The sequence below is a fragment of the Armatimonadota bacterium genome (assembly GCA_039679645.1).
Lineage (GTDB): Bacteria > Armatimonadota > UBA5829 > UBA5829 > UBA5829 > UBA5829.
This window is the reverse complement of record JBDKUO010000032.1, coordinates 1-24147: the sequence shown is the minus strand read 5'-3', so window position 1 is coordinate 24147 and position 24147 is coordinate 1. Positions and strand designations below refer to the sequence as shown.

Below are 24147 nucleotides of genomic sequence, written 5' to 3'. Positions count from 1 at the left end.
CATTAATTTGCAAGGCTGATCATAAGTGAATCAAGAGAAGTGTGGCTCGGGGCGACGCTCTTCATGTATAGCTCGCAGTCGTGGATCGGGTAGATCAATCTATCCCACCTGGCGTCCGGCATGCTCAATGGGCTTCTCTCAGCCAGGAGCCAGCGCGATATCTCATCCGCCATCTCCAGTGTTCGCTCACATTTAGCCGCTTCGACACGCACCAGGCCGAAATAGACGTCGCGTCCGTCATTGGGGCGAAGACGCAGATACCAACTGTATACGTCCGGCCGGTTGCGGCCTTTAGGTATGAATACACCGCTGCGCTCGCCCGTTTTGAGGCTCAAAATCTTTTGCTGGTCTTCCCACAAGAAATACTGAGTCTGGTGGCTCTTGATCAGGCCGACTATATTTGGCGAGTCGTATCTGTGATAGTCGCCGCTCAGGGAGCCGTCCACCAGAAGCCAGTCGTCCCTGCCATTAAAGTCAGAGAGCCACGTCGATGTGATTCTGCTCTCAAGATCGGATCGGACTACGCCTATCTTGTTCTTTGCGCGCTCCACCAGCATCAGCGGGTGCTCTTCAGGCGATTTGCCGCGCTCGCCCGTATCTACTATATCAAACCCGGCATCGGCAAGCTTCATCGGCGCGCCTGGAAAATCATAAGGGAAATAGAGAGACTCCCTGCGGATAAAATCGTGTTTGCGCATGCGTTTATCCTCACCGCGCACGCGTATCGTCGCGGCTACATATCCATACATCACAGGAAGCTGTGAGCCAAAGTATATGGGTCCTCGCGGGCGCTGCATGCCGTCCATGAAGTATGCCAGTTTGCCCGGCTGCGCATCGCCCACCCGAACTGCATCTATGCATCTGCCCTCCAGGTCGGCTTCGGCCTGACGAGGCTCGGCTGCGGCCAGAATCATGGGCATCTCATCGAGGTCGTTGCGAGCCAAAACAACGTGCACATCGCGCTCGGCTTGAGCGTGGACATATGAGGATAAATTTCTGAGAAGTTCGCTCATGTCACCTTCTATGGAGTTCGAACATACGTTAGGTTAATCTACCATTTGACGAGCTTCATGTCAATACGCTCTGCCGTCATAAGTCCGCATATCGGTGTCTAGAGCTTATCCGCCGAGAGTTATATCCTGCGACTCATACCAATGAAGCGCGTCAAAAAACTGCCGGGTATTATAGTCCGGCCAAAGTTCATCAACCACATATATGTCTGAATAGACAGACTGCACCGGCAAAAAGCCGCTCAGCCTGCGCCTTCCTCCCCACCTGACCAGAAGATCGATCCTCGAAACATCGGCTGATGCTATGGACTCTTTGAACTCTTTTCGCTGATCACCAGCATTATGGCGAAGAGCGTAATTCAGATCCCAGTGCCAGTCGTAGTTGACTAGAAAGTTTACTTTTATAAGCCCCCTGCCCAACTTCTGCCTGACTCTGTATTTTTTAAGCTCAGGCGGAAACTTAGGTGACTCGTCATTGCCGACCACCAGCAACTCGGCATCCATCCTTGCCAACTGTTTAACGGCGCTGACGCACGCATTGCTAAAAGCCTCAGTCTGTTCGGCAGGACGATGGGTGTTATCATTGGTAAAACCGTATACCGATATCTCTTCGATTCCAAGAGCGATACACGTTCGGTAAAGCTCAAAACCAGGTTTGATGCCGGCCGCATATCCGGCATATTTGGCTAGTCCCCTACGCTGCGCCCAGCGGCGGTTGCCATCCGGAATAAAGCCAACATGTCTGGGGATGCGCTTGAACGCGGGCAATTTCATAATCTACACCTCAAAAAAGCTGACGGATCTATTTCTCCGTCACAAGCTCCCATATTCTAGGCAGCGCAACACCCGCAGGCTCCGGTATCCAGAAGTGGGCGTAGTGTGTAAGCGCGCCTTGTGTGGGGTTAACTTCAACTATCTTTGCGCCATGGCTCAAGGCACGCTCAGCGAAGCCGTATCCGCCTGAGACCTCGCCGGATGTGCCGACGATCATCATCAGATCGCATGTACTCGAAGCCATGATAGATGCCGCCATCGGCTCCTGAGGCACATACTCGCCAAACCACACGATATCAGGTCTGCACAAGCCCCCACAATCAGAGCACATCGGCAGGCTGTCATTATTATCAAACTCATCAGAGAAATCATAATCCGCTACGGGGTGCCTGCGCCCGCAGTCTATGCATCTAACCTTGGAGACATCACCATGGATTTTCACAATCTTTCGACTGCCCGCGCGCTCATGCAAATCATCTACATTCTGTGTGCAGACCAGGAACTCGGGATAATAGCTTTCCATCCGGGCAATAGTAACGTGAGCAGGATTGGGCTGGGCAGCGGCTATCTGCTTCTGGCGGCGGCGATACAGGTTCCAAACCATCACCGGGTTCTGCAGAAAACCGTCGAGTGTGGCGAAGGTCATGGGGTCGTATTTTGTCCACTCGCCGTCGAGGTCTCTGAACGTGGGAAGACCAGACTCTTTACTTACCCCCGCGCCTGTAAAGACAAAAACATGCTTAGAATTCTTTAAGAGGTCTATCAGTTGATCTTGTGACTGCTTATCCGGCATCTGTCGCCTCCACAGTCAATTATACAACCACAGCATGTAAAATTGGAACATATAAAGCAGTTTGGCACTCTTAATTATGAGAGGTGGTTGTCAATGATTGCACACAATGATTTGGCCCGGTGTCACAGACTAGCTTGCTGCTTGGTGGTCATCCTAACATGCCTTATTGCCGGCAGCGCGAGTGGAGCGCATAAAGATGGCGAGATAATCGTCAGATATAAGTCCGGCATGCAATCCCAGCTTGCATCGGGCACAAAAATCGCCGGTGCATCAATTGAGCGCACTGTCAGCCAGATCAGGCTTCAGAGGGTCAAGCTGCCAAAGAATGTAACAATCGATGACGCAATCGCGCAGTATAAGAAGAACCCGGCTGTCGAGTATGCCGGTCCAAATCATATCATACATATCTGCATGGAACCCGATGACGAGTACTATCTCGATCCATGGTTATACTGGTACTGGCAGTGGGGACTCTACTCGGACATATATCCCAATGCCGGTATACAAGCGCCGGATGCATGGGATGTCACAACCGGGAGTTCAAGTGTAATCATAGCGATGGTAGATACAGGAGTGTATACCGACCATGAAGACCTGGCGAGCAAGATAGTGGCTGGGCACAACTTTGTCACCGGCGCACCCAACCCGAACGATGCAAATGACGATAATGGCCATGGCACATTTACGGCCGGGATCGCCGCCGCACAGACCAATAACAATATTGGGATAGCCGGTGTGAGCTGGGGAGCCAAGGTCATGCCGATCAAGGTGATGGATGCCGACGGATATGGTCTGGAGTCCGACGCAGCCGAAGGGATCATTTGGGCAGCCGACCATGGCGCAAAGATTATAAGCATGAGCCTTGGCGGATATGATGATGTCCCTGCGGAAAAGGCGGCTATTGAGTATGCCTACAACAAAGACTGTGTGCTCGTCGGTGCGAGCGGCAATGACGGATTGGACACATCATTTTATCCCGCATCATATGATCAGGTAATTGCCGTTGGCGCTTCTAATGAGAACAGTCAGCGCTGCAGCGAAAATGACTGGGGCGCCGGCGGGAGCAACTACGGAGAATATCTTGATGTTATGGCTCCCGGCAACGAGATTATGAGCACCTGGTGGGATGCCGGAGGCAGCACATATAACATATCATCGGGCACATCCGCCGCCGCTCCTTTCGTATCTGGGATCGCCGCGCTCATCTGGAGCCAATATCCGAACTGGAGCAATGGAGAGGTCGTCGAGCAGATCAAACTGAGCTGCCGTGACATCGGCTCCATCGGATGGGACCAATATACAGGCTGGGGGCTGGTCAACGCCTATCATGCGCTTGTAGACCCCCCTATAGCATCCAACAAGATCGGTGATCTGGCTGCTAAGCCCAGTGGAACATTGGTAAAGGTGGATAACGCCGTAATAACCAGTGGCAGCACCCAACTTTCGGACAGAATGTATATCGAACAGGACAACCGCGCATCTGCAATTATGCTTCCTTTTACCACGATCCCGGCAGGATACTCAGAGGGGAATATTGTACGTGTAATAGGCACGCTCATGACCCAAAATGGTGAGAGAACAATTCAGGGAGCATCACTATCGAAAACCGGATCTCGCACACCTCTCAAACCTTTCCTTATGCAGACGAAGGCTGTCGGTGGAGGCAGGTTGGGGCTGAAACCTGGGGTGAGCAATGGAGTTGGACTAAATAATATCTCGCTGCTTATCAGCATCTGCGGGAAGGTTACAGCGACCGGCTGGACATATTTCTATGTTGATGATGGGTCACACCTAGAAGACGGCTCAGGATTTGCAGGGCTCAAGGTTATATGCGGAAGCCTCACAAAACCGACCAAAAACAGCCATGTTCGTGTAACCGGGATATCCAGCATCGAAAAGCCTGACGGCCTCGAAGTATACGTGCCGGTTGTAAGAGTAAGAGAACAGAACGACATCGAGCCCATACCATGACGCCAGGGTTATGCACACGACAGATTACTACGTCACTATAATATCAATATAAATATTATAGCCCCCCTTGACAACGCCCGATTGCTAGGCTATACTCCGAATAAATAAGTCCAATCGATGATTTAAGCGCGAGAATATCACAGCACACAGTCCGCTGCAGGCCTATAATAATAAAGGCGTGAGCGAGACGGAAGGAGAACAAGATGCGCAATAAGACTATCCGGCTGTACGCCGTAATAGCAGTATTTGCTCTGTTGGGAGCGCTAGGAATAGCGGCCAGCGCAGACCCGCCTTCGTGGTCCAGCTTTGACCCCGCCGAATTTGATGAAGTCTACCTAACGCCAGTACCTGCAACAGACCAGTTGACCTACTCATTATCAATGGGCGCGCATCCTACCATAACATTATCCGGTAATACCTATGCAGTGAACTGGATACAGGCGTATTTCCTTGTAAGCCAGGATCAAGACACACCGATTGATGCTGCCAATGCAGTTGGAGTCAATGACTGGACATGGGAGTACAAAGACACTCCAGGGGCTATTGCGGGCTGGCATGGCACGGATCCAGACAGAATTCATCCGGGTGAAGACATAACACTCGCTTATAAAACACTTAACATAAACAACAACAAAGTGCTCTCGGGGATGCATATAGGCTACCAGAAAACATCTACATTTGAGGATAGCGGATGGTACAAAACCACTCTCGCTGCATATGTCCCAGAGCCGTCGTCTATGATTGCGATATGTGTGGGATTGACGTCACTGATACCTGCCGTCTTGCGGAGAAGGCATATATCTTAAGCAATAACTTCAAGGCTATCTGAAATCTCAAGATTCTTTTTTCGGGCGCGATTAGATATCGCGCCCGAACTTCGAGGGAGCACCATATCAATAATACTCAATACAAAATACTAAATATCAAATCAGAAGAGTCCTGGTATGTTCAGGCCTCCGGTAAGTGCCTCAAGGCGTGACTGCTTCATCTCCACACTCTTTTCGAGAGCTTCGCGGACTGCACTGACGACCAGGTCCTGCAGCATCTCCACATCATCAGGGTCAACGACTTGCGGGTCAATCTTGATTTCAAGAATCTCCTGCTTGCCGTTCGCCACGGCTGTTACCATGCCGCCGCCAGAGGTTGCCTCGATGCGCTCGTTGCCAAGCTCTTCCTCAATGCGCGCAGTCTCCTCGGCCATCTTCTGTACCTGCTTCATCATATTGCCCATTCCGGGTATATTAGGCAGGCCGCCAAATCCTTTTGCCATTACTTTTCCTCCCAAGGGTCATTATCGATCTCTACGGGTGTGCCGTCAAAGATCGTGAGTACATCGTTTATGAGCGGGTGCTGGGTCGGCTCGCTGTGCTCATGGGAAGCGTCACTATTATATCCACTGTGACTATCCGGCTCGCTCTCAACGATAGTCGTCCTGACTTTGAGCTTTGCGCCCATCACGTCCCACAGGCCTCTTTCGACCCACTCCGAACCGCGATCAACGCCTTCGCGGTGGAAGTCCCACTTCTTTGTAAAACCGAGTGTGAGCACGTGGCCGGTAAGCTCTACCGGATGTCCCTGATGCGCAAGAGCCGATATATTCGGCTGCTTCAAAATCTTTTGAATATGCTTGAGAACCTTGCTCCAGTCGCGCTGAATATCACTCAGACTGACGCTCACGCCGCCGTTTCCGGACTCATCAACTGTCTCCTGAGCAGTGGCGCTTGCCACAGGCTCTGCTGCAGGCTTTGGAGCTTTGCGACCCGCGGGCTTTTCAGGAGCAGGAGCTGGGGCAGACGGCTTAGTCTGTTTAATCGGCTCTGGCGCGGATGTATCTACCGACACAGGCTGTGGTTCCGGTCGACTGATAGTCTGAACGGGCTGAACGACAGGTGCGACAGGAGCTTCTTTCGGCCTTATCATAGCCCTAAGCAGAGCCATCTCCAGACCCAGACGGTGCTGCTCGTTCCACTTCAAATCCTTTTCGGATGCGCTGAAAACGTCTATGATCCGAACCAGACGGTCCTGAGTGAAGCTCTCGGCCTGGTTGCGCCATCGCTTGTTATCCTTGTGCCGCGTGTCGGCTCCGACCTTTAGCGCAAGCACATCTCGAAAATGGTTCGCTGAGTCTTTCAGGAGTTCACGAACGTCCTTGCCCTGGCGCAATAGATTGTCCGAAATCGCAAATGCGGCTGCCGTATCAGTCGATGCAAGGACCTCGCCCATCTCAAGCAGCACATCCTCTTCAACAGCGCCGAGGACCGTATATACGTCCTTTGCGGTGATCGTGCCCTCGGTATACGCCATCACCTGTTCGAGCAGGCTAAGAGAATCGCGATAAGAACCGTTTGCCGCACGAGCGATGAGATCGATTGCATCTTCATCAATCGATGCGCCCTCATTTTCAGTAACATACTTCAGCCTGCCGCCGATCTCATCGGCTGACCCGCGCCTGAAATCGAACTGCTGACAGCGGGAGCGTATAGTAATGGGAATCTTCTGGGCCTCAGTGGTAGCGAGTATGAAGACTGCGTGAGGAGGCGGCTCTTCGAGAGTTTTCAGGAATGCGTCCTTTGCCGTTGCGGAGAGCTGGTGGGCTTCGTCTATAATGTAGACCTTATAGCGAAACTGCATCGGGGCGTATTTCACGCCGTCGCGCAGGGCATCGACATCGTCCACGCCGCGGTTTGACGCAGCGTCCATCTCGATCACGTCAACGGCGCTGCCCTCTGTAATTGCAAGACATGCATCGCACTTGTTGCATGGCTCGGGTGTGGGACCGTCGGATGATTGGCAGTTAAGAGCTTTGGCGATCAATCGGGCGACAGTGGTCTTGCCTGTGCCCCTCGATCCGCAGAAGAGGTAACCCTGCCCTATCCGGCCTGCCTTGATGGCGTTCCTGATCGTCCGCACGACATGATCCTGACCGATGACATCGTCGAACGTCTGGGACCGGTATTTTCGATAGAGGGAAATATAGGCCATGACAAGTCCAAAAGTTATAAAGTCGAAAAGTCAAAAAGTCAAAATCAGCGCCTAAAGCACTATGCAGCCCCAACATTCAAACTTTTTGACTTTCAAACTTTCAAACTGAATAGCGACCGTGCACCTGCCTCTGATAAGACCGCCCAAGCGCTGCCCGTGCAGTTAGCTCCAGCCGGATCACCATACGGCACATGCGCGAACGTGTTTACCGCTGCTTCCTTCCGGACCTGACGGGGTTCACACGCCGGGCATTGCGTAGGGCCCGACTATCAACACCACTTACCAAGGTGCAACTCAAACGGATCAGACCGCGGACAGGAATTCAACCCCTTTAGAGCGGATTACGGGTTACAGGGCACCGCTAGCTCCCCGTCTAGCACGGTCACAACTTGGCGGAGAGGGTGGGATTCGAACCCACGGTGCCCGGAGGCACAACGGTTTTCGAGACCGTCGCTTTCGACCACTCAGCCACCTCTCCGCGATATCTAAAAGACCAAAAACGGAAGCCGGACACTGCCCACTTGGGCGCTCGCCGCACTTCCGATAAAATGTATATAAAAACTGAATAGCCGCCGACGGCAGACTATCCATCCATAACCAAACTCTGTTTCCGATCGAAACATGTGGGCAACCCCTACTAGGGGTGGTGGCCGATGAGGGAATCGAACCCCCAACGCCCGCCTTAGGACGGCGGCGCTCTATCCATTGAGCTAATCGGCCATGATATGGTGCGCTCGAAGGGATTCGAACCCCCGACCTAATGGTCCGCAACCATTCGCTCTATCCCCTGAGCTACGAGCGCACGACACAAACCGTCTGCCGAAGCTAATTAGCCTAGCCGACCAAAAAAGTATACCATTGGATGGCGAGACTGTCAATAAAAATGCGAAAATGGAGAGAACAGGTTTGCTATTCGGGGCATTTGCAGTGAGGTATGCAGGCTTTCAGTAAAGTGCCCATCTTCGGGGCATTCGCCCGCGAAGTATAAGGGATTGTTGCATATATAAAATTGTCTCTCCGGCGCTGCCGCATGCGCCGGAGAGACAGGAGGCAAAGTCAACTGCTATTTGGATGGTTTGTAAGCTTTCAAAAGAATGCCCCTCAACTCATCCACCAGCGGATAGCGCGGGTTCGCGCCAGTACACTGGTCGTCAAAGGCTTTCAAGGCTACTTTGTCCAGCGCTTTCATATAAACGTCCTCCGGTATTCCGGCCTCCGCAAAGCTTGCGGGGATATTGAGCTTAGAGCGCAGGTCCTCAACGGCCTTCGCCAAACTCTCCACACCCTGCTGCGGAGTATCGGCAGGCAGGCCCAGAGCTTTCGCTATCTCCTGATATTTGACGTCTGCCACCGGGTGCTCATACTTCGGGTAAGCCGTGAACTTGGACGGCAGCGAACCGTTGTATCTGACCACATGCGGCAGCAGAATTGCATTCGCCCGGCCATGCGGCACATGAAACTCTCCGCCTATCTTATGCGCCAGGCTGTGATTGACGCCCAGAAAAGCGTTTGTAAACGCCATACCGGCCATACAGCTTGCGTTGTGCATCTTTTCGCGCGCATCTTCGTTACCCGGTTGTTCATACGCAACCGGCAGATACTTAAACACCATCTTCGCCGCCTGAATAGCAAGGGCATCGGTGTAATCGCTCGCCATAACCGATACGCATGCCTCAAGCGCATGGGAGAGCACGTCCATCCCCGTGTCTGCCGTGACTGACTTCGGGACCGTATAAGTCAGTTCCGGGTCCAATATTGCAATGTCCGGCGTCAGCTCATAGTCGGCCAGAGGGTACTTCGTGCCCGTCGATTTGTCTGTGATTACGGCAAAGGACGTTACCTCAGAACCCGTGCCGGATGTCGTCGGGACTGCGACAAACAGCGCCTTTCTGCCTAGCTCAGGGAAGCGCATAGAGCGCTTGCGAATGTCCATAAACCTCAGCGCCATATCCTGGAACTTAGCCTCCGGGCACTCATAGAAGAGCCACATTCCCTTTGCCGCGTCAATTGCCGAACCGCCACCGAACGCCACGATCAAGTCAGGATTAAACCGGCTCATCATCTCGACGCCGCGGTAGATCGTATCGGTGGTCGGGTCAGGCTCAACATCACCGAATATCTCGATCTCCATACCGGCCTTGCGTAGATAATCCTCGGCCTTTTTGACCATGCCCAGCTTGACCATCGTCGGGTCGGCGACAATTACCGCGCGCTTTCTGTCGATTTTGCTCAGATATTCAAGGCAGCCCTTCTCAAAATAGACCTTGGGCGGCACTTTGAACCATTTCATGTTCACTCTTCGCCTGCTAACTCGTTTGATATTGAGCAGGTTGCTGACGCCGACATTGTCGGATGTCGAGTTGCCTCCGTAAGCGCCGCAGCCCAGAGTCAGCGACGGAGCCAGCCTGTTGTATATATCGCCGATAGCACCAAAGCTGGTCGGCACGTTCTCGAGTATCCGGCTGGTCTTGATTCGCATGCTATACTCGCGTATTATGTCGGCATTCTTGGAGTGAATAGCCGCCGAGTGACCAAGACCGCCGAAGTGCACAAGCCTGTCGCAGATATCTATGGCCTCACGAGTGCTCTTTGCCACATAAAAGCCGAGTATAGGCGAAAGCTTTTCACGGCTCAAGGGTGTGTTTGGCCCGACATCGTTCAATGGCGCAATCAGGAGCTTCGTTGCTGCCGGGACATTTATGCCGGAGAGCTTGGCAATCTTCACAGCGCTCTGGCCGACCACAGCCGGGGACATGGAGTGCCGCTTTTCGTCCACGGCAACCGCACCGACTTTTTTGGTCTCTTCAGGATTGAGCACATATGCGCCCTGCTCTGCGAATCGCTTCATTGCCGCATCGGCAATCTCTTCATCGACCACTACAGACTGCTCGGATGCGCAGATGGTGCCGTTGTCGAACGTCTTGGATATTATCACGTCATTGACGGCTCGAAATATGTCGGCGGTCTTTTCTATATAAACCGGCACGTTGCCCGGTCCCACGCCCAGCGCAGGCTTGCCGGAGCTGTAGGCCGCTTTGACCATGCCGCTGCCGCCGGTGGCAAGGATAGTGGCAATGCCGTCATGTTTTATAAGTGCGTTAGTCATATCGAGTGAAGGCTCGTCAATCCACTGAATGCAGTCTTCCGGCGCGCCCGCCTCGATCGCTGCGTCGCGAACCACTCTTGCGGCTTCGGAACTACATTCCTGCGCCTTGGGGTGAAACGCGAAAATAATTGGGTTACGCGTCTTCATGGCAATTATCGATTTAAATATGGTTGTAGATGTGGGGTTTGTAACGGGTGTTATTGCCGCAATAACACCGACCGGGTCCGCAATTGTGATAATGCCCTCTTTGTCGTCCTCATCTATGATGCCTACCGTCTTGCGATCCCTTATATTATTGTAGATGTATTCGGTCGAGAACTGATTTTTGATAACTTTGTCCTCAAAAACGCCCATGCCGGTCTCGTCAACGGCCATTCGCGCCAGTTGGAGCCTTGCCGCCTCACCGGCAAGCGTCATAGCCTTGACTATGGCGTCCACCTGTTCCTGATTGTAATCGGCAAATTGGCGCAGCGCGCTGTTTGCTCGGGAAACCAGCTTGTCGATTTGCGTGCACGGCTCGATCCGTGCATTTTCGACTTCACCTGCGCGGTCCTTTTGTGGTTGCATTTCTTTTATTGTTGGAGCAATTACAGTAGCCATTTTAACCCCCCTAAGCATTCACGGTGTGCGAAAACCAATCGCACGCCACATATCGATAATTAGTTATCAATATAATGATAGGCACACGCTGCCAGTTTGTCAAGAGCACTCGTTAGAATATTCGCAATTAATTTTCAAATCGCAACCTCTGCGCTGAATCTGTGCCCCTGAGCCTGTAACTAATACCCTGCTTTTAAGCCGAATAAACCGCCTGCAGGTTGGTATTTCAGATATATCGTTACTATTGTAACTATTCAATTGACAACCACATTAGAACATGGTATTAATAGATAAATAATTACCGATTACTCAGGGCGCAATCGGTTTATTGAGGTGCCGATATGAAACGTATCGAGATTGTTGTGTGCATGGGCAGTTCCTGCTTCTCGCGGGGCAATAGCAAGAACCTCGCCGCCATTCAGGAGTATCTCAAAGATAACGGCGTCGAGGGGAGTGTCAGGCTGGCAGGCAGCCGGTGCGAAGGTGAATGCATGCATGGCCCAAATATCCGCATTAACGGTGAACTCATAACCGGTGTCGAACCCGACAACATCAAAGACATCCTGGACGCTGCTCTTTCAAGAGGTGATCACGATGATGCAAAATAAAGTCTACAAACCCGTATACTCCGAAGGCGCAAGGTGCCAGGACTGCTACAAATGCGTGCGCGAGTGCCCCGTCAAGGCGATACGGGTCACAAACAACCAGGCCAGTATAGTGCCGGAACTCTGCATCGTGTGCGGCCACTGTGTAAGTGTATGCCCTTCCGGGGCGAAGAAGGTAAGAGACGACCTGCCTGATGTGAAGCAAGTTATAAGCAATGGCAGCAGGGTTTTTGTCTCATTGGCGCCGTCATTTGTCAGTGAATTCAATGGTGTTGGCCCCGCAAAGCTGATACACACGCTCAAGATGCTCGGCTTTTCGGGTGTCAGTGAGACTGCTCTCGGCGCGCAGCAGGTGTCGGCTCAGGCAGCATCGGATATTGAGAGAAATGCTGACAAGAACAATCTCTATATTTCATCGGCATGCCCGGTGGTGGTGGAATATATATCCAAATATCTGCCGGAGCGCGCCGCGTCGATCACGCACATTCTCTCGCCGCTGCTGGCGCACTGCAAACTGATCAAAGACAATTTCGGGGAAGACACATCGGTCGTATTTATCGGCCCATGCATCGCAAAGAAGCTGGATGCTCACTATCATCCCGAGCTTCTGAGCGCTGCGATCACATTTGAAGACCTGCGGGCATGGCTTGCTGACGAAAAGATTTCGCTCGATGACATTCAACCCGACGACAGCGATATATTTATACCCAAAAAGGCGGCAGAGGGGGCGATCTACCCGGTCGAAGGCGGCATGCTCGAAGCTACAAGACTCAATTGTGTGGGTACAAAAGCACAGTTTCAGAGCATATCCGGCATAGAGAATATAGACAAGGCGCTGCGAAGTATCGACCCTGCCAATATCTCTCACAGCGTCTTTTTAGAACTGCTCGCTTGTGAAGGAGGATGTGTCAATGGTCCTAAGGCGCAGGAACGCTCAGAGATCGAGTCTCGTCTCAACATCCTCGACTATACGGATTTCTCGCCGGACGCATATCCCAGAAGACCAGCTATCGGCCTTGCTGATGATCTGCACACTCCCCCGATAAGCCGAACAGACTATACCCAGCAGGAGATAGAAAGCACGCTTCATAAGATCGGCAAGCAGAGCATTGAAGACGAGCTTAACTGCGGAGGCTGCGGATATCACTCGTGTCGTGAGCTAGCTTGGGCGATACTGGCCGGAAACGCCGAGCCGAACATGTGCGTTTCATATATGCGCGAGCTGGCGCAAAAGAAGGCCAACGCAATACTGCACACTCTGCCTTATGCCACGGTGATCGTTGACGAGAAGCTAAGCATTATAGAATGCAACAGCGAGTTCGTGAAACTCGGAGGCAGCGACCTGGAATTAGTCAGTGAGGCGGTGCCGGGGCTTGTCGGAGCAGCATTGAGTTCGATACTGCCGTTTTCGGAGCTATTTGCTGATGTTCTGGAAAGCGGCGAGGACATCATCCGAAAATATATTCGCTTTGGCGACACGGTGCTCAGCGTCACTATATTTACTGTCGAGCGTCATCGAGTGGTAGGCGCGATCATGATAAACGTCACCAGCACCGAGCTGCGCAGAGAGCAGATAGTGGAAAAGGCGCAGCAGGTGATCCAAAATATGCTGACCAATGTTCAGGACATAGCGTTTCGCCTGGGCAAAAGCTCCGCTGAGTCTGAGCTGATATTAAACTCCATCGTCGACGGGTTCTCCGTGGCTCGCTACGACAAAGACGAGGAGATGGAAAAATGAACGTAGGCTCATTCATAGAAGTGGACTACTGCCAGCTGCGAAAGTCCGGCCAGAATGCCGCCGGAGATGTGTTTCTATCAAGAAAGACTGATGGCGGCAACAGGGTTGTATCGGTGCTGGTGGACGGCCTTGGCTCCGGTGTGGAGGCATGCGTGCTTGCGTCTCTGACTGCGCAGATGGCGCTTGAATACGTGACCGGCAACATTGAAACACGCAGAGCTGCTGAGATAGTGATGGACGCACTGCCCATATGCCCGGAGCGAAAGATCAGCTATTCGGCATTCACGATCGTCGACACTAATATCCTCGGCGAAACACGCATCATAGAGCACGGCAACCCGCGCTTTTTACTCATTAGAAACAGCAAAGATGTGCAGGTCGCGCAGTCGATTGTCTCCAATGATCGCTGGAACGGCCGCAGCCTGACATACTCGGAGTTTACCGCGACCATGGGCGACCGAATAGTCTTCTTCTCCGACGGGATCAGCCAGTCGGGTATGGGCACATACGAATACCCTCTCGGCTGGGGCATGGAAGGCGTCAAAAGTCAGATACTCGATCTTGTGAGCAGGAACAATGACATATCCGCGCGAAGTCTAAGCCATATCATCACCGACCAGGCCCTCCAGAATGATAATAGAAACCCTGGAGATGATATCACTTGTGGAGTTATCTATTTGCGTCACCCGAGGCGATTGCTGATTGTCACAGGGCCGCCGTACGATAAAGAAAGTGATGCCGAGTGTGCTCATATGATCGACACATACGATGGGCGGACAGTCGTCTGTGGCGGCACTACAGCGAATATAGTGGCTAGAGAGCTTAACAGGCCCGTCACGATGGACCTGACGGATATCGATCCTGAGATACCTACTACTTCGATCATGGACGGCGTCGATCTGGTGACCGAGGGCTGCCTGACACTCGGCAAGACCGCACAGATACTGGAGTCGGATCAGAACCCCGCGTACGAAAACGGCGCAACACGGCTGGTGGATATGCTGCTGCAAAGCGATATAATAGAGTTTGTTGTGGGCACTCGCATAAACGAAGCTCACCAGAACCCCCACCTGCCTGTGGAACTGGATATACGGCGCAATGTCGTAAAGAAGATTGTGGGCCTGCTCAGGGAGAAGTATCTCAAGGAGGTCCGAATCGACTATGTATAGGGACAGCTTAGATGGATAAAATCAAAGTCAAAATCTGCGCGGGCACTACATGTTATCTCATGGGCGGAATGTATCTCCAGTCGCTTGAGGACCATCTGGAACCCGATATTAAATGCTTAGTAGAAATAGAAGGTATGCGCTGCCTGGGTTTGTGCAAAGGTGAGAATTACGGAAAAGCCCCGTTTGTGATGATAAACGAAGAAGTTGTCAGCGAAGCCAGCCTGCCGGTCGTGATCGAACGGATAAACCTGCTTGCAAGGGGCGAAGGCGGATAGCATTATGCAATATGACAACAACACAACTCGCATTCGGCGGCTGCTGCTGGTGCGCCTGGCACAGCTTGCCTTTGAAAATAAGCTTGTTGAGAATATAGACAGAATCCCCATCGAGGTGCGGCCCAAAGGAAGCCCGCACGACCGCTGCTGCGTCCATAAAGAGCGGGCAGTGATCAAATATCGCCTCATGGCATCGCTGGGTTTCAAGGTCGAGGATGAAGCGGACGAGTTAATGACACTCGGGCAGTATGCGCAGCTTGCTCTGTCTCGCGAGAAGGTGACTCAGAGTGATCTGACAGTAATTGATGAAGCGTGCAGCGCGTGCGTGCGCACAAACTACTTCGTCACCAACGCTTGCAGAGGCTGCTTCGCCAGACCGTGCGCGGTCAACTGCCCCAAGAAGTGTATCTCATTTGTCGAAGGTCAGGCCAGGATCGATTCCGAGAAGTGCGTCAACTGTGGAAAATGCATGAAAGTGTGCCCGTATCATGCAGTTGTATATGTCCCGATCCCATGTGAGGAGGAATGTCCTGTCGGAGCTATCTCAAAAGGCGAGGATGGCGTGGAGATCATCGACGAGGCGAAGTGCATCTTGTGCGGAAAGTGCATGGCTGCCTGCCCGTTCGGCGCGATTATGAGCCTCTCGCAAATTGTGGATATCATCAAAAACCTGCTCTCACCCCGAAAAACGGTTGCGCTGATAGCTCCGGCGCTGGCCGGTCAGTTCGATGCGTCACTGGAACAGGTTGTCGGGGCGCTAAAGCAGCTCGGGTTCGATCATGTGGTGGAGGTAGCACTCGGGGCAGATATTGTCGCCCGGCGGGAGTCTATCGAGCTGGCTGAAAGGCTTGGTGAGGGTGATCCGTTCATGGCAACGTCATGCTGCCCGGCATACATATATGCAGTTCAAAAACATGTGCCGGAACTTCGGCCATTTGTCTCCAAAACCTGCACCCCTATGCACTGCGCCGCAGAGATAGCAGCGCAGCAGTATCCTGACGCGCTCAGGGTGTTTATAAGCCCCTGCGCAGCCAAGATAAAAGAAGCAGTCGATGATCCGCTGGTCGACTACACTCTCACGTTCGAAGAACTGGGATCACTGCTGGTCGCCAAGGGAATAGACGTTGCGGACGCCGAACCACAGCCTGCAGATTTACCGGCACATGCCAGCGGCAGAGGGTTTCCTGTGAGCGGCGGGGTCGCCGAGGCTATAAAAGATATGACCGACGACGAATCGGTGTTGCATGACGAGATTAAACCAGAACTCATTGACGGCATATCCAAGCAGTCTCTGAAGACGATGAAGAACTATGCCCTCCACGGCGGCGACTTTAATGTGCTGGAAGTGATGTGTTGCGAGGGCGGATGTGTGGCCGGTCCGTGCGTTATCGGTAATCCCAAGACAGCAACTAAGAGAGTGCAGCAGCTAAGAAGTGAATCTAAAATAAAGATACCGGATAAAATCTGTCCCGGCGAGCGCGATTTGAATGGATAAAAAACAAAAAGTGGAAAGCGATCGCTCGCTTTCCACTTTCCACATTTATGTGTTATTGATTTTTACTCCAGGTCTTCTCCATCTGTATCTGTGCGGCACCTGTCTATGAGCATGTTAACATCGGCAAAACCAAGACAAATACAGGTGTCGGCTGCGCCATAGTAAATCTTGAGTTTGCCGCCGTCCTCCAATATTGCTCCGCATGAGAACACAACATTGCCCACATCACCTACACGCTCATAATACTCGCGTGGAGTCAGAATAGGGACAGCGCTTCGGCAGAGAACCTTAGCGGGGTTCTCTAGATCGAGCAAGGCCGCGCCCATTCTGTATATGGGGCCGGCGCTGGTATTCTTTACGCCGTGATATATATCGAGCCAACCCTGCTCAGTCTCAATGGGAGGGGCGCATGCGCCGATACGGTCCGAATCCCAGAAACCGCCGCGTGTGGTCATGACAACCTCGGAGTCGCCCCAATGCAGAAGGTCGTCCGAATAAGAGAGCCATATATTGCCGATCCCGCCGCCATATGGCCTGTCGAGCCGGACATATCGTCCCTTGATCTTGCGCGGAAACAGGCAGCCGTCCTTATTTTCCGGCTCTGAGATCAGCCCGAGCCTTTCAAAGTTCTTAAAATCACTCGTCTTGCACAGAGCAAGGCGCGCGCCGTATCTGGAGTAGGCGGTATACATAATGTAATACTCGCCCTCCAGATATGTGATGCGGGGGTCTTCGATACCCCGCCGCTCATACGAACGGAACGGCTCCACTTTGGACGGCTCAAGCGCAGGTTGAGGGTCCACGCTGAAATGATATCCGTCTTCACTCCTTGCAAGCGCGAATACAGACCGACCCGCAAGGTCTTCAATTCTCAGAAGCAGTATATATTCGTCCCCAAACTTGGTTGCAGCGGCGTTGAAGACCGTATTGCAAGCAAAGGGAACATGTTCGAGCGTAATGATCGGATTTTTATACCACCGCTCGACAACATCTCTGCCCAGCCTCATTGGCATATATGATGCCTCCATGCAAATTCATACTCCTCGTATAATCATTCTTGTTCGGGCACTATCTGTTGCAGGAGTTGCCCGAACGCTTGGCTCCTGTCAAAATAGTTAAGAGCTATCAGGGAACGGCTGGTTCTCCTTGCGGCTTTGACCGTTCGCTTTAGACTGCTACCCCTGGTCTTTTGTTACTTCTTACACCCGAGATGAACGGCCGGTCCATTGCCCGCGCAGCAGGCGGGGTGTGTCGATGAGACCCGAATCCCAAGCCGGGACGCCAGTTCTGATCCGCGAGGCTGTTGATGCAAAAGATGACAGGAGCCCAGATAGCTACTTTCTTTAAGGCGGTGCCTGATGTCTACCCTTTATGTTGGCCTGGACCTTTCGCTCAAGAACGTCGCGGTGGCTTTCAAACTCGATGATACGACGGAACCGGTCAAACGGTTCAGCTTTCCTCACAATCCTCTCGGTGTTGATTTACTCATTGAGAGAATTAACGGAGTCGTCTCCAAGCTCAAAATAGATAAGATCGAAATTGGGATGGAGGCCACCGGAAATCTCTGGACGGCTCTTGTCGAAACACTGCGATCACATCCCGGACTTGCCGGTCTCGACGCCAATGTTCATAATCTCAATGCCCGGCAGGTCGCGAAGTTCAAGAAGATATATCCAGATATTCCGAAGACGGACCCTCTTGACGCTCTCATGATCGCCGAGTTTCTTCGTTTCAGAAAGCCTCCAAAGCCCCTGCTAATTGATGAGAAATATCTCGCTTTGCAAAAGCTCACCAGACATCGGTTTCAACTTGCACAATCAGTTACTTCCGAAAAGAACCGCTTCCTTACGAACCTGTTTCTCAAGTTTTCGGCGTTTCGACAAGAGAAACCGTTCTCGGACCCGTTTGGCGCGACTTCGAGCGCGCTGCTTATGGAGTTCCTCACAGTCGATGAAATTGCCGAAGCCTCAATTGAAGACCTTGCCGCGTTCCTAATCGAGAAGAGCAAAAACTCCTTTGCCGACCCCGAACAAGTCGCCAACGCGGTAAGAAATGCCGCGAGGAACTCATACCGACTCAACAAATGCCTTTCCAACCCGGTGAATCTTGTGCTTGCAATGACGCTGGAGAACATAAGGTTCTTTGAGCGCCAGATCGACGCCGTCGACAAAGCAATTGCGAAAGAGCTCGCTGCATTCAATAGCTATGCGACTATTCTCCTTTCGGTCCCCGGCCTGGGCCCCGTCTTTACAGCCGGAATCATTGCCGAAATCCAAGACGTCAGACGCTTTGACTCAGACTCCGCCCTTGCAAAGTTTGCGTCCATCGTCTGGAAAAAGAACCAGTCCGGCGAGTTCGACTCGGATGACACTCCTATGAGCCGTGCCGGAAACAAGTATCTCCGCTATTATCTGGTCGAGGCGGCAAACTCTCTGAGAACACATAACGACGAGTTTGCCCGATTCTACAAGACCAAATATCGCGAGTCGACCACCCACCACCACAAGAGAGCGTGTGTCTTATGTGCTCGCAAGCTTGTAAGGCTCATCTTCAATCTGCTGCATAAAGGTGTGCTCTACAAGACTCCCGACCAAAGAAAGGAGGACCGCGCCGAAAATCCGTCACCCAAAGACATGACCCAGGGTGAACTCGTGCGACATATCACCAGGCGTCGGCAAGCCAAAAGAGCGTTCCGAGTCCACAGGGATTAAATAGCACCGTCTTAGATTGTCAAAGAACACGTCTCTCGACACCCATCTGGAAGGCGAACACTTTGGCACGCCCACCAGCACTACAAAAACTACTCCAAATTAGGGCTTGACTTTACACCCCGAGTCTATACAACCCATTATATCGGGAACAATCCAACACCGGTAGAGGGTAAGACGATAATTTTATACTACAACCGGCAAAAAGAATTGCGCTTATCCTGGTGCTTAATTGCGAAGGACAAAGCATCATTCCCATATAATACATATAATATATAGACAGGACACGGAGAAATCAACCGAGTTGAGACTCTGTTCCGCAAAAGGTGCCCGGCACACAAGGCGACGATGCCCGATATACAAAGACGGTTTTCGGGTCATCGAATCTTTGAGAGGTAAACATGAAAAACTTCAAAACCGGCCGCGGCACTCTAATTCGTCTGCTTGTAATCGCAATAGTCGTATTATGTCTGACAAGCTGCATCGCTCACGCGTCGAGCGGCCATGGAGACGATGCAAGTCTTGAACTGCCTCGCGTGCTCCTTGCGCTGATCGTGATCTTAGTTGCCGCAAAAATCGGCGGCGATGTCATGGTCCGCATTGGCCAGCCGGCCGTCCTGGGCGAACTCATCTTCGGTATTATTGTAGGCAATCTCTACCTTATCGGTTTCCACAGTGTCGAGTTCATAAAAACCGACATGAGCGTTGAGATACTATCAGAAATTGGTGTGATGCTGCTTCTGTTTCAAGTGGGATTGGAATCCGACCTCAACAAGATGATGAAAGTCGGCGCATCATCACTGGTAGTGGCAACCCTCGGAGTCATTGCGCCTTTCTTTCTGGGATGGGGCGTAGCATCATTCTTTCTGCCGCTGGAAAGCGTTTATGCGCATATCTTCATAGGAGCCACACTCTGCGCAACCAGCGTCGGGATCACAGCCAGAGTGCTTAGAGACCTCGGACGCGTCCAGACACCTGAGGCTCGTATCATTCTTGGAGCCGCGGTTATTGACGATGTTCAGGGACTTGTAATACTGGCGGTCATAAGCGGGATCATAACTGCAGCAGCCACAGGCGCAAAAATGTCCAGCATCTCCATTTTGTGGATAGTGCTGAAAGCTATGCTGTTCCTCTTTGGCGCGCTCTTTATCGGAGCAAAACTTGCCCCACGCGTTTTCAATATTGCTTCGCGATTCAAAGCTGAAGGGCTGCTGCTGGCAACTGCGCTCGGAATCTGTTTCGGTTTCGCATACCTTGCCGCTCAGATAGACCTGGCTCCGATAGTCGGAGCTTTCGCTGCCGGTCTCATCATGGACGAAATCCACTGGCGGGACTTTACCGAGCGCGGTGAGCATTCTGTAGATGAGCTAATTGCGCCCATCGCCGGGTTCCTGGTGCCGATATTCTTCGTCAGGATGGGAGCCAACGTTGACCTGCGCACATTCGCAAATCCGGAAGTGCTTGTCTTTGCCGGGGTGCTTACGCTTGCTGCGATACTCGGCAAACAGGTCTGCGGACTGGGCGTCTTGCAAAAGGGGCTCGATAGGGTCTCGATAGGAATCGGGATGATTCCTCGAGGCGAAGTCGGTCTCATATTCGCATCGATAGGCAGCAAGCTGGTGCTGGATGGAATGCGAGTGGTCAATCATGCAACCTATTCGGCGGTTGTCATAATGGTTGTGCTTACGACAATGATAACCCCGCCGGTCCTAAAATGGAGCATTGAAAGAAGATCAAGAAGCCAACGTGCAGCAGACGAGTCCGCCTCCATGAATAAATAAGGGCGATTGTGGGAATCAAGAAGTGACCCACTCAACCCTTGGAGGAGACGGATCATGAATGATCAAGACATAAAGTCACGCGCAAAAGCGTTGATCGACTCGGCGGTTAATGCTGTTTTCATGACGATCGACAGCGAAGGATTTCCACACCCCAGGACTATGTGGACTGCGGGTGTGGATGATGATTTCACGATCTATTTCATCACGGGCCGCAGTCTTCTGAAGATCAAACAAATTGAGGCAAACCCGGAAGTCACCGCTTTCTGGACAAAGACCGAAGGCAATGTGATCGGGTGGAGCTATGCCCTTATAAAAGGCCATGCAAGTGTTTCTGACGACCAGGCTCTGAGAGACCGGTTCTGGAGCGATATGCTCAAAGAATACTTTCCCGGCGGGAAAACGGACCCGGAATATGTCGTGATCGTCGTAAAGCCCAAAGAACTCATGCTGATGGACTCGCACAAGTACCCGCTGGACCGCATTACATTTTAGATTTAGTATTTTGGATTGATTATTTGGATTTCGCGCATTTGTTCTGATACAATAACCTCGATATATACTGAGCGATTATGAGTCTGGGCTCTATGCTCTCCACTCTCAGCTCTCAGCTATTTTCGGAGGAAAAATGCGCGACTACATCGTCACCGTGATGGCGCGGGACCGAATCGGGATCGTTCGTGACGTAAGCTCGGCAATTACCGGCATCGACGGCAACATCACCTACCTAAGCCAGACAGTTGTGCGCGGCTACTTCACTCTCATCATCTCAGCACAAATGCCCGATGAACGGACGCAATCGGAGATAAGGCGGGCTATAGAGCGTAACGGCGGAGTCGGCGAGTTTGCAGTCAACGTGAGGCCATATGTCGAGCCTGTTGTATGCGATACGGGCCCTGCTGAACATTTCACGCTCAGCATGCAGGGCAGAGACCACAAGGGTATTATCACTCGCACAACCGGCTATCTCGCCGACAGAAATGTGAACGTAGACGACTTCTACTGCTATGTGCACGAAGGTATTCTCCTCATGCTGGCGCAGGTTTCCGTACCTGCAGGTATCGATATTGAAGATTTACAGGCCGGATTAGAAAACGTAGGTGAGGAGTTTGGAATCGTTGCTCATCTCCAGCATGAGAACATATTCCAGGCCACATTGAACGTTCGGCCAGTAATGGATTTGCAGAGGCAGGAAGTATGATCGGACTTGATGAAACCCTTCAAATTATAGAAATGCTGCAGAGCGAGAAGCTGGACGTGCGCGCAGTCAACATGGGCATAGACCTCTTCGATTGCGCCGACCGTAATATAGACACCGCCTGTAAACTTATACGCAAAAAAATTGTAACCCATGCGAAGCCTCTGATCCCGGCATGCCGGACGATTTCTGCTCGCTACGGTATTCCTATAGTAAACAAACGCGTCGCGATAAGCCCCATCGCAGACGTAATGGCCGGGCACGGCAAGGATGAACTCCTGCAGGTGGCTCATACACTCGATAAGGCCGCTGAAGAAGCCGGAATCGATATAATTGGCGGATACTCTGCAATGGTCCAGAAAGGCATGACCATATCCGACAAGGCTTTGATCGAAAGCCTGCCGGATGCGCTTTCTCAGACCACTCGACTCTGCGCATCGGTCAATGCCGCATCGACTAAGGCCGGAATCAACGTAAACGCTGTACTCCTGCTGGGTCACATCATAAAAGAAATAGCCCAAAAGACAGCCGAAGCTGATGGTTTCGGATGCTGCAAGCTCAGTGTCTTTGCAAACATGCCCGAGGACAATCCGTTCATGGCGGGAGCATATAAGGGGATCGGCGAGCCTGAGACCGTGATCAATATCGGCGTCAGCGGACCGGGAGTGGTAAAGCGAGCGATAGAAAGACTCCGGCAGTCAAACCCGGACTGTGATCTGGGCTGCATTGCCGAAGAGATAAAGAGCACTGCTTTCAGGGTGACTCGATGCGGTGAGCTAATTGGCCGCGAGGTGGCGAAGGCTGTGGGCGCAGAGTTTGGGATTGTGGACCTATCGCTTGCCCCGACACCTGACGTAGGTGACAGCGTGGGCGAAATTTTCCAGGCTATGGGAATACCTAAAGTCGGCGGGCCGGGAACGACCGCTGCACTAGCAATGCTTAACGACGCAGTAAAGAAGGGCGGCGCGTTTGCGTCGTCATCAGTTGGAGGTCTGTCCGGCGCGTTTATACCCGTCGCCGAGGACTCAGCTCTCGCGAAAGCTGCCGAAGACGGCCACTTGACTATCGAAAAACTGGAAGCGATGACAAGTGTGTGCTCGGTAGGGTTGGATATGGTCGTACTGCCGGGCGACACATCCGCCGAGACTATCGCAGCTCTGACTATGGACGAATTGGCGATTGGCGTCATCAACAGAAAGACCACTTCATGCAGGCTCATACCCGTCCCCGGCAAGAAGGCAGGAGACAGAGCCGTGTTCGGAGGGCTGTTTGGCGGATCACCGATTATGCGCATACCCAATGACACTTCAGATTCGTTCGTAAAAATGGCCGGAAGGATTCCAGCGCCGCTGACGAGTTTAAATAATTAATGGAAATGCCCAGCGAATAAATTCACGGCCACAAAAACACAAAGTGTCCCTTCGGACACTAAGACGCCAGTCGGCGAAGGCCGACTACGCATAGGTGTTGCCGCGGTTTCAACCGCAGGGTATCCTTCGCGTTTCTACCCCCAGCCCCCAAGGGTATTACAATGCCGTAATGCCGCTGCAGGAGGAAATAGGATGGAAGAGAAAATCGGCAAGGTAACGCACTACTATGACAAGATCGGCGTGGCTGCCATAGCTGTCGAGCATGGAAAACTGCACAAAGGCGACAGGCTGCACTTTGTCGGACATACGACAGACGCTGAGGTTGTTGTCGGCTCTATTGAGCTTGAACATCAACCTATTGATGAAGCGGACGAAGGGCAGAACGTGGGGGTAAAAGTGGACGAGCACGTGCGCGAACACGACGACGTCTATAAGACATATATCTGAAGGGTGCATGTCAGATTTACGGAATCACGCTGCAATTTTGGCAGCCTCTAATATATTGCCAGTTCTTTTATTAAGCACTGCAGAGCGCAAATGTGCGATTGTCTCGATTCCGTGCCTCTTCCAGCGCA

General features: G+C 52.2%; 20 protein-coding genes, 3 tRNA genes and 1 other RNA gene. 13 read left to right on the top strand and 11 right to left on the bottom strand.

Going from position 1 to position 24147, the window contains the following annotated elements; translation table 11 throughout:
- Positions 1-2: 2 nt before the first annotated feature.
- The 3 genes from ABFD83_06520 to ABFD83_06510 form a co-directional block, all read right to left on the bottom strand.
- Complete coding sequence (locus tag ABFD83_06520) at positions 3-1013, bottom strand: hypothetical protein (GenBank protein ID MEN6356721.1); 1011 nt, start codon at positions 1011-1013, stop codon at positions 3-5.
- Between the two features lie 105 nt (positions 1014-1118).
- The gene (locus tag ABFD83_06515) at positions 1119-1784 is read right to left on the bottom strand and encodes an undecaprenyl diphosphate synthase family protein (GenBank protein ID MEN6356720.1); all 666 of its coding nucleotides are present in this window, start codon (positions 1782-1784) and stop codon (positions 1119-1121) included.
- 28 nt (positions 1785-1812) lie between these two features.
- Positions 1813-2577 (bottom strand): NAD-dependent deacylase, encoded by a 765-nt coding sequence (locus ABFD83_06510; GenBank protein MEN6356719.1) that lies wholly within the window; start codon positions 2575-2577, stop codon positions 1813-1815.
- Positions 2578-2670: 93 nt separating this feature from the next.
- Here ABFD83_06510 and ABFD83_06505 point away from each other — a divergent pair, with 93 nt between their 5' ends.
- Positions 2671-4548: a S8 family serine peptidase gene (locus ABFD83_06505; GenBank protein MEN6356718.1), complete on the top strand. Its 1878-nt coding sequence runs from the start codon at positions 2671-2673 to the stop codon at positions 4546-4548.
- A 203-nt stretch (positions 4549-4751) separates the two neighbouring features.
- Complete coding sequence (locus tag ABFD83_06500; GenBank protein ID MEN6356717.1) at positions 4752-5354, top strand: hypothetical protein; 603 nt, start codon at positions 4752-4754, stop codon at positions 5352-5354.
- Between the two features lie 122 nt (positions 5355-5476).
- Here the strand turns inward: ABFD83_06500 and ABFD83_06495 are convergent, their stop codons facing one another.
- The 7 genes from ABFD83_06495 to adhE form a co-directional block, all read right to left on the bottom strand.
- Positions 5477-5818, bottom strand: a complete 342-nt coding sequence (locus ABFD83_06495; GenBank protein MEN6356716.1) for a YbaB/EbfC family nucleoid-associated protein — start codon at positions 5816-5818, stop codon at positions 5477-5479.
- Entirely contained in the window at positions 5818-7530 is a 1713-nt protein-coding gene (gene dnaX / locus ABFD83_06490; protein MEN6356715.1) for a DNA polymerase III subunit gamma/tau, read from the bottom strand. Before dnaX ends, ABFD83_06495 begins: the two co-directional genes overlap by 1 nt.
- Positions 7531-7646: 116 nt before the next feature.
- Positions 7647-7912: signal recognition particle sRNA large type (gene ffs, locus ABFD83_06485), an RNA gene on the bottom strand.
- Between the two features lie 8 nt (positions 7913-7920).
- Positions 7921-8008 (bottom strand) — tRNA-Ser (locus ABFD83_06480).
- A gap of 166 nt (positions 8009-8174) precedes the next feature.
- A tRNA-Arg gene (locus ABFD83_06475) sits at positions 8175-8250 on the bottom strand.
- A 6-nt stretch (positions 8251-8256) separates the two neighbouring features.
- Positions 8257-8332: transfer RNA gene (locus ABFD83_06470), tRNA-Arg, on the bottom strand.
- 261 nt (positions 8333-8593) lie between these two features.
- On the bottom strand, positions 8594-11203 hold the full coding sequence (adhE, locus tag ABFD83_06465) for a bifunctional acetaldehyde-CoA/alcohol dehydrogenase (GenBank protein ID MEN6356714.1): 2610 nt from the start codon (positions 11201-11203) through the stop codon (positions 8594-8596).
- A gap of 374 nt (positions 11204-11577) precedes the next feature.
- Here adhE and ABFD83_06460 point away from each other — a divergent pair, with 374 nt between their 5' ends.
- From ABFD83_06460 to ABFD83_06440, 5 genes are read left to right on the top strand one after another with little or no spacing between them, the layout of a single operon-like run.
- Positions 11578-11844: a (2Fe-2S) ferredoxin domain-containing protein gene (locus ABFD83_06460; protein ID MEN6356713.1), complete on the top strand. Its 267-nt coding sequence runs from the start codon at positions 11578-11580 to the stop codon at positions 11842-11844.
- A complete protein-coding gene (locus ABFD83_06455; protein MEN6356712.1) occupies positions 11831-13579 on the top strand; it encodes a [Fe-Fe] hydrogenase large subunit C-terminal domain-containing protein in 1749 nt (582 codons plus the stop codon). Before ABFD83_06460 ends, ABFD83_06455 begins: the two co-directional genes overlap by 14 nt.
- Positions 13576-14748 (top strand): SpoIIE family protein phosphatase, encoded by a 1173-nt coding sequence (locus tag ABFD83_06450; GenBank protein MEN6356711.1) that lies wholly within the window; start codon positions 13576-13578, stop codon positions 14746-14748. The genes ABFD83_06455 and ABFD83_06450 overlap by 4 nt, the downstream gene beginning before the upstream one ends.
- 11 nt (positions 14749-14759) lie before the next feature.
- A complete protein-coding gene (locus tag ABFD83_06445) occupies positions 14760-15023 on the top strand; it encodes an NAD(P)H-dependent oxidoreductase subunit E (protein MEN6356710.1) in 264 nt (87 codons plus the stop codon).
- A 4-nt stretch (positions 15024-15027) separates the two neighbouring features.
- Positions 15028-16518 carry a monomeric [FeFe] hydrogenase gene (locus tag ABFD83_06440; protein ID MEN6356709.1) on the top strand — a complete coding sequence of 497 codons (1491 nt, stop codon included), beginning with the start codon at positions 15028-15030 and terminating at the stop codon, positions 16516-16518.
- Between the two features lie 62 nt (positions 16519-16580).
- On the opposite strand, the gene ABFD83_06435 is transcribed toward ABFD83_06440, so the two are convergent.
- Positions 16581-17525 carry a glycoside hydrolase family 130 protein gene (locus ABFD83_06435; GenBank protein MEN6356708.1) on the bottom strand — a complete coding sequence of 315 codons (945 nt, stop codon included), beginning with the start codon at positions 17523-17525 and terminating at the stop codon, positions 16581-16583.
- A 351-nt stretch (positions 17526-17876) separates the two neighbouring features.
- Between ABFD83_06435 and ABFD83_06430 the strand changes: the two genes are divergently transcribed.
- The 6 genes from ABFD83_06430 to ABFD83_06405 all read left to right on the top strand — a co-directional run bounded on the left by ABFD83_06430 (position 17877) and on the right by ABFD83_06405 (position 24019).
- Positions 17877-19229, top strand: coding sequence for an IS110 family transposase (locus ABFD83_06430; protein ID MEN6356707.1), 1353 nt, complete (start codon positions 17877-17879; stop codon positions 19227-19229).
- Between the two features lie 398 nt (positions 19230-19627).
- Complete coding sequence (locus tag ABFD83_06425) at positions 19628-21007, top strand: cation:proton antiporter (GenBank protein MEN6356706.1); 1380 nt, start codon at positions 19628-19630, stop codon at positions 21005-21007.
- 54 nt (positions 21008-21061) lie between these two features.
- Positions 21062-21499 carry a pyridoxamine 5'-phosphate oxidase family protein gene (locus ABFD83_06420; protein MEN6356705.1) on the top strand — a complete coding sequence of 146 codons (438 nt, stop codon included), beginning with the start codon at positions 21062-21064 and terminating at the stop codon, positions 21497-21499.
- 133 nt (positions 21500-21632) lie between these two features.
- On the top strand, positions 21633-22205 hold the full coding sequence (locus ABFD83_06415; GenBank protein ID MEN6356704.1) for an ACT domain-containing protein: 573 nt from the start codon (positions 21633-21635) through the stop codon (positions 22203-22205).
- Complete coding sequence (locus ABFD83_06410) at positions 22202-23572, top strand: PFL family protein (GenBank protein ID MEN6356703.1); 1371 nt, start codon at positions 22202-22204, stop codon at positions 23570-23572. The genes ABFD83_06415 and ABFD83_06410 overlap by 4 nt, the downstream gene beginning before the upstream one ends.
- 192 nt (positions 23573-23764) lie before the next feature.
- Positions 23765-24019, top strand: a complete 255-nt coding sequence (locus tag ABFD83_06405) for an EF-Tu/IF-2/RF-3 family GTPase (protein ID MEN6356702.1) — start codon at positions 23765-23767, stop codon at positions 24017-24019.
- Positions 24020-24147 lie beyond the last annotated feature (128 nt).